The sequence below is a fragment of the Pradoshia sp. Z6_59 genome (assembly GCF_058267515.1).
In genome coordinates this window covers 120,461-133,559 of record NZ_JBZCPP010000005.1, presented here as the reverse complement: position 1 = coordinate 133,559, position 13,099 = coordinate 120,461, and the positions used below count along the sequence as shown (strand labels likewise).

General features: G+C 40.1%; 13 protein-coding genes. 3 read left to right on the top strand and 10 right to left on the bottom strand.

Annotated features, from left to right (window positions below; translation table 11 throughout):
- Positions 1-314: 314 nt before the first annotated feature.
- On the top strand, positions 315-1,307 hold the full coding sequence (locus AC4D4B_RS07335) for a YeiH family protein (RefSeq protein ID WP_490999545.1): 993 nt from the start codon (positions 315-317) through the stop codon (positions 1,305-1,307).
- 115 nt (positions 1,308-1,422) lie between these two features.
- Complete coding sequence (locus AC4D4B_RS07330; protein ID WP_066109461.1) at positions 1,423-2,046, top strand: LysE family transporter; 624 nt, start codon at positions 1,423-1,425, stop codon at positions 2,044-2,046.
- Positions 2,047-2,049: 3 nt separating this feature from the next.
- Here the strand turns inward: AC4D4B_RS07330 and AC4D4B_RS07325 are convergent, their stop codons facing one another.
- From AC4D4B_RS07325 to AC4D4B_RS07280, 10 genes are all read right to left on the bottom strand, one after another.
- Positions 2,050-3,405 carry an amino acid permease gene (locus tag AC4D4B_RS07325; protein ID WP_139892064.1) on the bottom strand — a complete coding sequence of 452 codons (1,356 nt, stop codon included), beginning with the start codon at positions 3,403-3,405 and terminating at the stop codon, positions 2,050-2,052.
- Positions 3,406-3,546: 141 nt separating this feature from the next.
- Complete coding sequence (locus AC4D4B_RS07320; RefSeq protein WP_066109465.1) at positions 3,547-3,744, bottom strand: cold shock domain-containing protein; 198 nt, start codon at positions 3,742-3,744, stop codon at positions 3,547-3,549.
- A gap of 391 nt (positions 3,745-4,135) precedes the next feature.
- Entirely contained in the window at positions 4,136-6,325 is a 2,190-nt protein-coding gene (locus tag AC4D4B_RS07315) for a DNA topoisomerase III (protein WP_490999544.1), read from the bottom strand.
- Positions 6,326-6,477: 152 nt separating this feature from the next.
- The gene (gene mnhG / locus AC4D4B_RS07310) at positions 6,478-6,831 is read right to left on the bottom strand and encodes a monovalent cation/H(+) antiporter subunit G (RefSeq protein WP_217491087.1); all 354 of its coding nucleotides are present in this window, start codon (positions 6,829-6,831) and stop codon (positions 6,478-6,480) included.
- The gene (locus AC4D4B_RS07305; protein ID WP_066109471.1) at positions 6,809-7,093 is read right to left on the bottom strand and encodes a Na(+)/H(+) antiporter subunit F1; all 285 of its coding nucleotides are present in this window, start codon (positions 7,091-7,093) and stop codon (positions 6,809-6,811) included. Before AC4D4B_RS07305 ends, mnhG begins: the two co-directional genes overlap by 23 nt.
- A complete protein-coding gene (locus AC4D4B_RS07300; RefSeq protein ID WP_490995098.1) occupies positions 7,093-7,569 on the bottom strand; it encodes a Na+/H+ antiporter subunit E in 477 nt (158 codons plus the stop codon). Before AC4D4B_RS07300 ends, AC4D4B_RS07305 begins: the two co-directional genes overlap by 1 nt.
- 33 nt (positions 7,570-7,602) lie before the next feature.
- The gene (locus tag AC4D4B_RS07295) at positions 7,603-9,081 is read right to left on the bottom strand and encodes a Na+/H+ antiporter subunit D (RefSeq protein WP_490995099.1); all 1,479 of its coding nucleotides are present in this window, start codon (positions 9,079-9,081) and stop codon (positions 7,603-7,605) included.
- Complete coding sequence (locus AC4D4B_RS07290; RefSeq protein WP_490995100.1) at positions 9,074-9,412, bottom strand: Na(+)/H(+) antiporter subunit C; 339 nt, start codon at positions 9,410-9,412, stop codon at positions 9,074-9,076. Before AC4D4B_RS07290 ends, AC4D4B_RS07295 begins: the two co-directional genes overlap by 8 nt.
- A 2-nt stretch (positions 9,413-9,414) precedes the next feature.
- The gene (locus AC4D4B_RS07285) at positions 9,415-9,837 is read right to left on the bottom strand and encodes a Na(+)/H(+) antiporter subunit B (RefSeq protein WP_490999543.1); all 423 of its coding nucleotides are present in this window, start codon (positions 9,835-9,837) and stop codon (positions 9,415-9,417) included.
- Positions 9,834-12,233, bottom strand: coding sequence for a Na+/H+ antiporter subunit A (locus AC4D4B_RS07280; RefSeq protein WP_490999542.1), 2,400 nt, complete (start codon positions 12,231-12,233; stop codon positions 9,834-9,836). Before AC4D4B_RS07280 ends, AC4D4B_RS07285 begins: the two co-directional genes overlap by 4 nt.
- 185 nt (positions 12,234-12,418) lie before the next feature.
- On the opposite strand from AC4D4B_RS07280, the gene AC4D4B_RS07275 reads away from it, so the two are divergent.
- Complete coding sequence (locus tag AC4D4B_RS07275) at positions 12,419-13,069, top strand: universal stress protein (RefSeq protein ID WP_066109492.1); 651 nt, start codon at positions 12,419-12,421, stop codon at positions 13,067-13,069.
- Positions 13,070-13,099 lie beyond the last annotated feature (30 nt).

Genomic DNA, 13,099 nt, shown 5'->3' with positions numbered 1-13,099 from the left:
GACGTTGCCACACGATGTGGCGTTCTTAGTCTTTGTTCCTTAATTCGCCTGCCTTCGAGCCTCTCCTTATGCTTGTCGGAGCTGGGCAGTCGCCTCAGCTTTTTGTATAAAAGATCCTGTATTGGATAAACATACAATTAATTAATTGAGTGTTATCTCTTTTTTATTAAGTCTAAGAATATTAAACTAAGGAAGTGGCTTCATGGAAGCTATTGCCATAACTTACAATAACCTGGCTATGTATATACATATATTCTACGCATACATAATGCCTGTTTTCAAATTTAGTGATGAAAGAATTAGGAGTGACTACTATGACTAAACAAACTCAATCTCCTTTATCATTTTGGGGAGGTATAGGCTTCACGGCCTTATTGGCACTGCTTGGATTTGTCCTTGCCGAATTGCCGTTTTTTGAATACATAGGGCCATTAGCATGCAGTATTTTGCTCGCCATCCTGTATCGTAACATTCGCAGCTATCCAACAAATTTACGGACAGGTGTTCAATTTTCAGCAAGAATTCTCTTACGTGCTGCCATTATTTTATATGGGTTGAAATTAGATATGCAGATTATTTTTAGTGAAGGTCTTGGCCTTTTGGGTAAAGCTCTGATTTGTATCGTATTCTCTGTAGCCCTCATGGTATTGCTTGGCAAATGGCTGAAAATTGATCCAATGATTTCTTTTCTGCTTGGTGCAGGGACAGGAATATGCGGCGCAGCGGCTATAGCAGCGGTTTCACCTATAGTGGATTCAAAAGAAGAGGACACGGCGATGAGCGTCGGGATGATTGCATTGATTGGTACCATTTTTTCAGTCGCCTATACGATGCTTATTCCGATTCTCCCCCTAACACCTACTGAATATGGAATTTGGTCCGGACTTAGCTTACATGAATTGGCTCATGTAGCTTTAGCGTCTGAGCCTGCTGGGGAAGCTGCTGTTACAATGGCTTTATTAGCTAAATTATGTCGTGTTTTCTTATTGATTCCTTTCTGTTTTGTATTAGTGTTCTGGATGAAACGTAAACAAGGCGCTGGCAGCCAATCCTCCATTCCATTTCCATGGTTTCTTCTAGGATTTCTGGCCTTAAGTATTTTTAGAACTTATCTTGCTGGATCCTGGTTTCCTGAATACCTATATGATTACATTGCCATGCTGACCACTTTTCTACTTTCGATGGCTATGGCTGGGCTAGGCTTAACGATTGATTTAAAAGAGCTTAAGAAACGAGCAAGCCTTCCCTTGCTTACAATGGTTATTACATCCGTTCTTTTATCAATTCTGACATATTTTTGGGCATGAGCCATTTGAGGCTTATGCCTCTTTTTTATGTTTCCTTAAACTATTCTTTTTTGTCGTACAAGCCTGTATACATGCATATGATAATTTGAGCAATTAAAATGGAGGTATAAATTGTATGTATGGATTATTGGGATATGTCTATCTAGGAATTTCCTTATCGGCTCCTATCGGACCAATTAATGCTGCACAAATGGAAATTGGTTTAAGGCATGGATTCTTAAATGCCTGGGTATTCGGTCTGGGCGCTATACTAGCCGATATCTGCTATATGCTTGTTGTTTATACCGGGTTGGCTCAATATATGCAAGTTCCTCTAATCCAAACCTTTCTCTGGCTATTTGGTGCTTTCGTTCTTACTTATTCCGGAGTAGAGAGTCTGGTTGCTGTTTATCATAAAAAAAACCAAAGCAATATACGGAACAAGGATATCACTCGTTCCTTTCGCTCTGGCTTTTTTATGTCGCTATTAAATCCATTGTCCATTCTTTTTTGGCTGGGCATCTATGGATCTGTACTCGCTAAAACCGTAAGTCACTTATCTCCTCAGCAAATCATCATTAACAGCTTGGCCATCCTTTTGGGGATATTAATTTGGGACTACTCAATGGCGATGATGGCATCCATATTTAGGCGCTATTTAACCAATAAACTCTTAGCGGGAATTTCAATCATATCTGGAATTTCCTTAGTTGGCTTTGGGATCTATTTTGGAGTTATGGGGGTTCAATCCCTAATTTAATCGTTAGTTATGGATTCTTCGCCTTGTTAAAGGCCGTTTTCGTTTTCGAATAATAGCCATAATAATTGTAATCAGGCTTACAAAAGAAACAAAAGCTAGACTTACGAAAAAGCCCATTCTTGTGTCCTTTTCAATGACCGTCCCAACAATAGCCAGCAAAATAAGCCCAAGCCCTATAGTTCGTTTTATTTTATCCTTTGTTTTTAGGTCAGCGAGCTTGGAATACGTCAACAGGATTAATATCCAATTGTACAGGATGAGTAAACTCGCACCAGTCGTAAAGTATTCATAGACCTTATCCGGCATCACTCTCGACAGAACGATAGAGATCAGCAAACCAGTCACTGTTACAGCAAAAGCAGGCAGAGGGATTGCGAACTTCCCTTTTTTTCCCAATATTTTCGGGGCATCTCGATCCTCAGCTAAGGTCGTCAGCATATTTGCAACAGAAAAAAGTGAAGCCGACATTGTTGAAAAACCGGCAATTATCAAAGCTCCATTAAAAAGATGCATAATGAACCTAAATGGATAATAACTCAAGACCGTTAAAAACGGGCTTTCTTTTAGATTAACCTTATCCCATGGCAACAGCATTACGACTAAGCCTAGGGATATGATGTAAATGACGGTTAATGCTAGAATCATGACTCTCCCTGCTTTTGGAGCATCCTCTTTTTTCTCTAATCGCATAGACATAATACCTAGAACTTCAATACCTCCAAAGGCAAAAAAAGCAAAAACGAGAGATGACCAAGTTTTCTTCCAATCTGTAGGAAAAACCTCCTTAACCGTTGAAGGAAAATCAAGTGTTTCTTTTCCATCAATCACACCACACAAGCCAAGGATCACGATAATGACAAACATTAAAATTGCGGATACTTTAACGATTGCACTGACATTCTCCATCGGTTCAAACAGCTTTGCCCCAATAATAATAACAATCAGTCCAAGTGCTCCGTAGATGGCTGCAAATATCCATAAAGGAAATTCAGGAAACCAAAACCTAGAAAACAGGGACAGGGCTGTTAATTGGCTTCCCATTATAAGCATTTCTGAAAACCAGTAAACCCACCCATTTAAGAACCCAAAAGAACGTCCAAACGCCTTACGGGAATATGTACGAAAAGACCCTTTTTGAGGATCTTTTTCCGTCATCTTTGCTAAAGCCTCATATACGATATATGTCGTACAAGCGGCAAGTATAAACGCAATTAATATTGATGGGCCGGCAAGCCTGATTCCTAATCCGGAACCTAAGAAAAAGCCGGTTCCAATTGTACAGCCTATCCCTATAAGGGAAAGCTGCCACCATTGCAGTTTTTTCTTTTCTTGATTTTTTGTCGCTGCTGCTTTTTTCATATCCTATTCCGCCCTTTGATTTATATCAGACTGTATCCTCAATTAATCTGCTCCATCCAGGCGAAACTTATGCTTTATTTGCTTGCCAATATAAAAAGGGTACAATCCGAAAAGGATTGTACCCGATGGTTTTAAATTTAATTAGATACGCTCTACATTAGCAGCTTGTGGTCCGCGATTTCCATCAACGATTTCGAATTCAACTTCTTGACCTTCTTCAAGAGTTTTGAATCCTTCACCTTGAATAGCAGAGAAGTGTACGAATACATCGTCACCATCTTCACGCTCGATAAAACCAAAACCTTTTTCTGCATTAAACCATTTTACTTTTCCGACCATTTTTTTGGCCCCCTAACTTTTAGTGAAAATTTTAAAAGTAGAAAACCAGAAAAACCTTTTCTGTCTAAGCATGTACTTAAAGACTGTAAAAATTTTTTTGATCTTCAAACCTTTTTGCTGTTTTATTGTAACATACCGTTTCCTAATTAACAAACAATTTAAACAAATCAAACTAATCCAAAATGTGATGGTTATTCCAATATAGGGTAAAAATATAGTTTGTATATTCTTCATCAATACAAAATGAAACTTTTGAACTGTCTTCTTCGTAAAGGCTCGTTAATTCAACTAGTACCACTTGATCTTCACCAGTCTCCTGATTTTTAACAAAAACGCCTATCCTCTGAAATTAGGATAGGCATTTTTGACTTTGAAAAATCAACTTAATTCTCTAGTCAAACTTCATTCCTTTTAATAAATCAGCAAATGGATTGTTGATAGGCTCCGTTTCCTTTTCTTGTTGTTTCAGGTACTTTTGTACAGTTCGTTTATCCACTTTTCCGCCAGACTCTTTTTTACGTCTCTCTTCAAAAGCAGATAATTTTTCACGGTATCCACATTTACAGGTAAATATTTGGCCCTGACCTTCGCCACGGAGTTCCATTTTCTTTTTGCATTGAGGGCATCGTGCATTAGTGACACGTGACACGTTCTTTCTATGACCACATTCGCGATCTTGGCAGACAAGCATTTTGCCTTTCTTTCCGTTTACTTCTAACATTGGTTTCCCGCATTCTGGGCAGGATTTTGTGGAGATATTGTCGTGCTTATACTTTTTATTGCTGGCTTTAATTTCTGCCACAATTTCTTTTGTATGCTCTTTCATCTCATTAATGAACACAGCCTTTTTCATTTTCCCTTTAGCGATTAGCTCAAGTTTTTGTTCCCACTCTGCTGTTGTAGTTGGCGACTTCAATTCTTCCGGTACTAAATCAAGTAACTGGCGTCCTTTAGAAGTAATATATATATCTTTTCCACCACGTTTTTCGATTAAGAATGAATTGAATAATTTATCTATAATATCTGCACGGGTTGCAACTGTACCAAGCCCCCCAGTTATCTTTATCGTATCTACAAGCTTTTTATCTTTTGTTTCCATGTACTTCGTAGGGTTTTCCATCGCTGACAGTAAAGTAGCCTCTGTAAAACGCGCAGGTGGCTTAGTTTGACCTGAAGTTTGCGATATTATCGTAATTGCTAATTTGTCACCCTTATTGATTTTCGGAAGTAACTGTTCCTTCACTTCATCGCCAGATTCCTCTTCCTCAAAACGATTGTTATAGACTTCCTTCCAGCCTGGCTGAATCACTGTTTTACCACGGGCGATAAAGGACTCTGGGCCAATCTTCGCATGGACTGTTAATTGCTCGAATTCATGGGCCGGAAATAGAACAGCGAGGAACCGTTTCACGACCAAATCATAAATTTTACGTTCCTTATCATTAAAGGCAGCATAGTTAACGAAGCCTTCCGTTGGAATGATGGCATGGTGGTCGCTGACTTTACTGTCGTCAACAAAGGCCTTCGTCGCCTTAATAGGCTTATTTATAATCTTATTTACTAACTTACGATACTCATTACCGCCGATTGCCTTTAAGCGCTCTGGAATGGTGCTGACAATATCAGATGATATATAGCGTGAATCAGTACGTGGATATGTTAGTACTTTATGTTGTTCATATAGTTTCTGCATAATATTCAGTGTTTCTTTAGCTGAATAGCCAAAGATCTTATTAGCATCACGTTGAAGTTCTGTTAAATCATATAAGGCAGGTGAAAAGTTTTTCTTTGCTTTGCGTTCAATAGAAACTACATTCGCATCTTTATATCCAAGTGATTTAACAATTGCATCTATTTTTTCTTTATTAAAACTGCGGCTATTACCATTCACATCTTGCCATGTTAATTTAAGCCCATCAGCTTGCGCTTCAATACCATAATAAGTTTGCGGTTTAAAGTTTTTGATTTCATCTTCACGTGCTGCTACCATAGCAACTGTTGGTGTTTGGACACGACCACAATTTAATTGTGCATTAAATTTAGTTGTTAATGCACGACTTGCATTTAAACCGATATACCAGTCTGCTTCTGAGCGTGCTACTGCGGAAGCATATAAATTTTCATACGATTTGCCAGGTTTTAAGTTATTAAATCCGTCTTTTATCGCTTTATCTGTTACAGAAGATATCCATAGGCGCTTGATTGGCTTATTGACTTTTGCTTTATCAATAATCCAACGTGCAACTAATTCTCCTTCCCTTCCCGCATCAGTAGCCACAATTATTTCATTCACATCACCGCGACTTAATTGTGCTTTTACAGCATTAAACTGTTTTCCAGTTTGTTTAATGACAACTAATTTCATACGTTCTGGAAGCATAGGAAGATCTTCTAGATTCCATGTTTTATATTTATTATCATAAGCTTCAGGATCAGCTAAAGTAACTAAATGCCCTAATGCCCAAGTAACTATATATTTGTTTCCTTCGAAAAATCCATTGCCCTTCTTTGTACATTTCAGTACATTCGCAATATCACGGGCAACGGAAGGTTTTTCAGCAATGACTACACTTTTTGCCATATTTCTAAACTCCTTTACTAACTATGTACTGTCAATATACCATAGTTTCAATGTTTGAATTGAATAGACATCCTATCGCTTTTTTTCCAAATTAAAACTGCCCCATAAAAGTTAGATTTAGTCTAACCTCTAGTGGGCAGTTCAACTATCTTTCATTTAGACTTCAATAATTTCTTCAAATCATCACGGACTGTACGGTCGGTAAGTTTTACGTTTGAGCGATAAGCTGCCCGGCAGATGATATGGCCTGCTACCGGAGCAGTCAGGAATACAAAGAATATTCCGAGAAGCAGCCGTATACTAACATATCCTTCACCAATTAAAAAAAACAGAAATGCTCCCAGAAGGATGAATAGTACTCCAAGTGTTGTACTTTTTGAAGCTGCATGTGATCGTGTATAAACATCCGGAAGCCTAATCAGCCCTACACCACTTAGAAGCGTTAAGATTGTCCCCGTAAGAATACAGACAGCAGCAATCCACTCACTTATCATTTCCACGTTCAATGACCACACCCCTTTCTATGAATCTCGCAAACGCGATAGTCCCGATAAAAGAAAGGATCCCTAACAACAATATGATGTCCAAGAAGGCATGGGATTTGAACAGTACAGAAAAAATAGCCACACCTGAAATTAAGTGGATTCCAATTGAATCCAGTGCCATAACCCTGTCTGGCATAGATGGACCTTTATAGAGGCGATAGATGGAAATGAGAATGGATAACGTTAAAATGAATAGCGCTACAGTCATGGCTTTTTCAAACATTATCGTGTAACCTCCTTAATCGCCTTTTCAAAGCTCATTTTTGCCTGAATAATCGCTTGTTTAGATTCTTTCAAGTCCATGGCATGAATATAGAATGTTTTGTTGTCCGGCGAAATCTCCAATACCACGGAGCCTGGTGTCAGCGATAATAGCAAAGCCAACAATGGTATTTCCCAATCTCCATTCAGATCTGTCTTTAAGGCAAAAACCGCCGGCTGAACATCTATTTTTTTACGTGTGACCTGCCTCAGAACAAGCACCGTAGAAGAAACGAGCTCTTTAAGAAATACAAATAGCAACTTTAATATAGAGAGAAATGTCCCCATGTAGAAGGATTTATTGAAAAAGCGACGCACAAAAAACAAAATAACGATTCCCACTAGATATCCGGCAAAGAACGAAGGGAAACTCCATTTATCCTGCAAGAGCATCCATAAGAAACCAATGAATATATTAAGCAAGACTTGAACGGGCACAACGACCACCCCTTTTTGTTTATAGACTAGCTACTATTCTCCTAAAACCGCATCGATATATAAATCAGGGTTCATCAAGCCTTCGGCAGCCAACTGGATATAAGATGAGATTATTTCTCCACCCAATCCCAGAAAAATTGTTGCAGCCGTCAAAAGCGTAATTGGTATAATAACCCCTCTTGTTGTCCCTTTCTCCATTTCTTCACTTAGGTTTGTCTCACCCCAGAATGCATTCATGAAGATTTTCATAACAGAATATAGCACTAACAAGCTTGATAGTAACCCAATTGCCCCCAGCCAATAATCTCCGGCTTCAAAGGTACCTTTTGTAATCAGCATCTTCCCGAGGAAACCACTGAAAGGTGGGATACCTGCCAACGCCAAGGCTGCGACAAAGAACATCCAGCCAAGAAACGGATGAGTCCGGATCAAGCCGCTGATTTCCTTTAATTTAGCAGTGCCAGTTAGGTAAATAACTGTACCGCCGATTAGAAAAATCAGTGCTTTCACATTGATGTCATGCACAAGATAAAAAATGGATCCTGTGATGCTGCCTGTGGTGAAGGCAGCAAGTCCGGCCATAATCAAACCGACAGAAATGATAACATTGTAGGTCAAAATTCCTTCTATATCCCATCTCGAGACCGCACCGATTGCTCCGAGTAACATTGTCGCTGCCCCTAGGATTCCGATCAACAAGTGGGTGATTTCCGGTTGATGATAGAAAATCAATGTAAACATACGGAAAATAGCATAAATTCCAACCTTGGTGAGCAAAGCCGCAAAGATTGCTGCCACTGCTGTAGGTGGAACGCTATATGATCCTGGTAACCAATGAAATAGCAAGAGACCGGCCTTCAGGCTGAAAACCATGAGCAGTAAAATCGCAACGGTCGTCAGCAGCCCGCTTTGTCCCGCTTCCGCAACACGGACAGACAGATGCGCCATATTCAACGTACCTGTTACAGCATATAGGTAGGCAACGGACACAAGGAAAAAGAAGGATGACATGACATTAATCAATATATATTTGATTGATTCCCTGAGCTGTTTTTTCTCCCCGCCAAGTGTAATCAATGCATAGGAGGAAATCAGCATCAGTTCGAAAAAGACAAATAGATTGAAGATATCTCCGGTCAAAAAAGATCCGTTCACACCGCTGATCATATACAGGAACAGTGGATAGAAGAAATTTTTCTCTCTTATCTTTCCAATTGTGTAAAAGGCGTAAAGCAAACAACAGAAAGACACAAATGCCGTTATAATCAACAGAATGACCGCAAACATATCGGCGACAAGGCTAATTCCATAAGGAGCCGCCCATCCCCCTGCCTGCAGAACCTGTATGCCCTCCACCTTTACTTTCATAGCCATTAGCACTGAAACCATTCCCGTGGCTAGAATTGCCAGAAGAGCAATTGATCTTTGCGCATATAAGTTTTTTCTGAATATGACCATGATAAGTCCCGCGATAAGCGGAATAATGACCGGCAGAATGATTATATTATTCATCTTCATTTCCCCTTAATTCATTCATATCGTCAGTTCCCAAGACTCGGTAACTACGATAGGCAACCACCAGAAAAAGACCTGTAACTGCAAAGTTAATAACAATCGCTGTCAGGATGAGCGCCTGTGGCAACCCGTCCGTAAAGGAAGTGCTTTTCAATCCTAACAATGGCGGACCCCCGGTCTTTAATCCCCCCATTGTTAAGATTAAAAGATTGACAGCGTGGCCTATCACCGAAGTTCCAAGTATGATTCTCAACAGGCTTTTGGATAAGACCATATATGTTCCAATTGTGAAGAAAATACCTACAAGTATACACATGACTGTTTCCATAATTATCGATCCTCACTTATGCTCAGGATGATTGTCACAGCTGAACCAATGACAGCTAACGCTACACCAGTGTCAAATATAAGCGCGGTAGCTAGTTCCGTTTTACCTAAAATCGGAAAATCAACATAACCGTATGTTTGGGAAAGAAAGGGAACCCCGAACAGAAATGAACCGACACCCGTAAGAACTGCAATTAGTACCCCTACCGCAGCCACTGTTTTAAAATCCACAGGAATAATCTTATTGACCGCTTCCGTCCCAAGCGTCAAATACATGAGTACTAGTGCACTGGCAATTCCCAACCCTCCAATAAATCCTCCTCCTGGGTTGTGATGCCCCGAGAAGAACAAATCAATGGAAAAGGTGAGGATAATCAATACTGCAACTTTTGTTACGGCCGTCAATAAAATATCATTAGGCTTCATTTTTTATCCCTCCCTGTAACATTGACCTTGATTAATGTAAAGACAGCCAATCCTGCAATACACAGGACCGCCACTTCGACCATCGTATCAAGTCCCCTGAAGTCAACCAAGGTCGCGTTCACTATATTTTTAGCTCCGGCAAGCGTATAGGAATCTTCGAAATACCCAGAAATCGTTTCAAACAAACGGGTTCCATTGGCGGAAAGGGCCAATAGTGTTACCGTCAACCCCACTCCAACTGAAATCAACATATTGGTGAATTTGAAACGAACTTTACTTACTTCTTTTCGAAACTCCGGCAAATGATAGAAGCACAGCAGGAATAAAGCTACTGTCACTGTTTCTACAACCAATTGCGTAAGCGCCAGATCGGGTGCCTGAAAAATAACGAAAAGAATAGACACTAGATATCCAAGGGCACCAACAGCAATAATCGATGTCAGTCGATACTGGGAAAACAGTGCGATTAAAGCGGTCACCACCATACCAATGACCATCACAGCTTCATAAATGCTCACCGGTGAATCCTTAGACATATCGAAAGCAAAACCGTTGAACAGCCACAGAGAACCACCAACAATGAAAATAAAAAACGCAAAAATATAAACTAGGTAATCACGTGTATATCCAGTCATGTACTTCTTCGTTGCATAAGCAGATATCGATTCCATAAGCAGCAAAGACTCATTGTATATATTGTTAAACGTCAGGCTTTGCGGATACCAGCTGAATACCCTGATCCACTTAGGCAGCAGCTTGTATAGCAATAGGCCAACTAATGCGACACCGATTGTCATCAATAATTCTGTATTAAAACCATGCCAAGCACTAATCTCCTTACCCAACCCTCCTGCTGCCGCATAATCCGGCAAGATTGATATAAGGGCAGGATCTAAAATGTATTTTGCCAAAATGTTGGGGAAGAAGAATATCAGCACTACAAACATCGCCAATATAGCAGGCGGAATCAGCATACCGACGGGCGGTTCATGAGCAGCCTTTGACAGCATCTCAGGTTTATGTTCTCCAGTGAACGTCTTAAAGACCATAATCATACAGTAGACGAACGTTAGGATACTTGCTATCCAAGCAACAACAGGGAATATCATGCCGAACTTTTCCATCCCGAAAATGTCCATCCCTGAAGCATTCACCACGCCGGTAAAAAACATTTCTTTACTCAAAAATCCATTGAATGGCGGTAATCCTGCCATAGAGAAACTTCCAATCATAGTGATCGTGAAAGAAATCGGCATGAGGCTCATTAACCCACCCAGCCTTTGCAGATTCCGGGTTCCTGTCTCATGGTCAATGATTCCGACAACCATGAACAGACTTCCCTTAAAGGTTGAATGGTTAACCAAATGGAATACAGCCGCCATAATAGCGATCGCATATACTTTCGATTCATCGCCATAGCCAAAATAAATGGCAGCAGACCCCAATCCTAGTAGACTCATGATCAAACCGAGCTGACTAATTGTCGAATAAGCGAGCAAGGCCTTTAGATCTTTCTGACGAACTGCATTCCAGGATCCGTATAATAAAGTTACAATTCCGACCAAGGATACCGTCCAAAACCAAACTGCATCACCGCCAAACAAAGGGGTTAACCTAGCCACCAAATAGATGCCGGCTTTAACCATTGTAGCCGAATGGAGGTAAGCACTGATTGGTGTCGGTGCCTCCATCGCATCAGGTAGCCAAAGACTAAACGGAAACTGAGCTGATTTAGTGAAAGCTCCCAGTAAAATTAAAATCATCGCAGGCAAAAAGAGAACATCCTCCGGCAATGAACCGGCTTTTGAGATCATTTCACGGATGCTATATGTATCGGTGATGATGGAAAGGAGCAACAAACCAGCCAACATAGATAATCCACCGAAAATGGTGATCAGCATCGACTTCCGTGCTCCTTCTCTGGATTTTTTCCGTTGGTACCAATAAGCAATCAACAAGAAAGAAGAAATACTGGTCAGTTCCCAGAACACGTATAGTACGACAACATTATCCGAGAAAACAACTCCCAGCATGGCCCCCATAAACAACATCAAATATACATAAAAGTTATGCAGCTCCTCCCGAGCCCTGGACATATAGAAAATCGAGTACAAAATGACAAGCGATCCAACACCTGTGATTAACAAGCCGAATAAGAGGGACAATCCGTCGACATAGGCCGTGAAATTAATCCCAAACGATGGCAGCCATTTAAATTCACTGGTCAATGTATTCCCCGCAGTTGTAATTGGGATATACTGTAACAAGGAGATAAAGATGATGACCGGCAAAAAAAGAACAAACCAGCCTATATGTAATTTTTTATTGAACATACTATAGAGGAAAGGTATCAGAACCGCAAAGAAAAACGGTAATAAAATCATTAAATTAATCATGTCCTCGCGCTCCCTTCATCATAGAATACTGTACGCACACACAAAAGTGACGATATATCCAACGAACCCTTTTTATATTAGAAATATTTACGCTATTTTGTGTAATAATAATTGACTGAAAATCTGGCATAGGCTATATTCGTAATAGTCCAATGAACTACCATCTATTTAGAGGTGAACTTTTAATGAAAAAATGCAAAAGCCGAATGGACGAAAGCATCCTTGTGTGTGTCTATTACGGCCCCAATGGTGATCGCTTGATCCAGCGTGGCAGTAAAATCGCCAACATGTTGGATTGTCCCCTGTATATCTTGACAGTGGACCCAAGTCCTTTTGATGAACTAGACGCTGAGAAATCCGAAAGTATTGAGAGATGGCGTCAGCTCGCCGAGGAATTGGAAGCAGAGGAATTCATTTTGAAAGATAATGAGAAACGACCGTTTGCAAAAGTAATAGCGGATGTCGCACGTGAAAAACAAATTTCACAGATCATCCTTGGTCAAACAGCACAAAGCCGTTGGGAACAGATTGCTAAAGGTTCGATTATAAATACTTTGTTGCGAGATATTCCATTTGTTGACATTCATATAATATCCGTCGCTCGGGCATTGAGAGATGACCCAGACGGCCTTTACGAAAAAGGCGTACGTGCCTATCTCGAAAAAGAAGACAATCATTATCGGCTGAGCTTTGAACATACAAAGAAAAGTGAATTTGAGGGTATCTTCTTTAAAGAAATCGGTACTGATTTCAATACTGGTATCTTTAAATTTATGAAAAACCAAAAAACACTGCAAGTAACCGTGACTGATAACTATGTCAAAGAAACTTTATGATGTGACACCTCCACAAAAAATGTGGGGGTT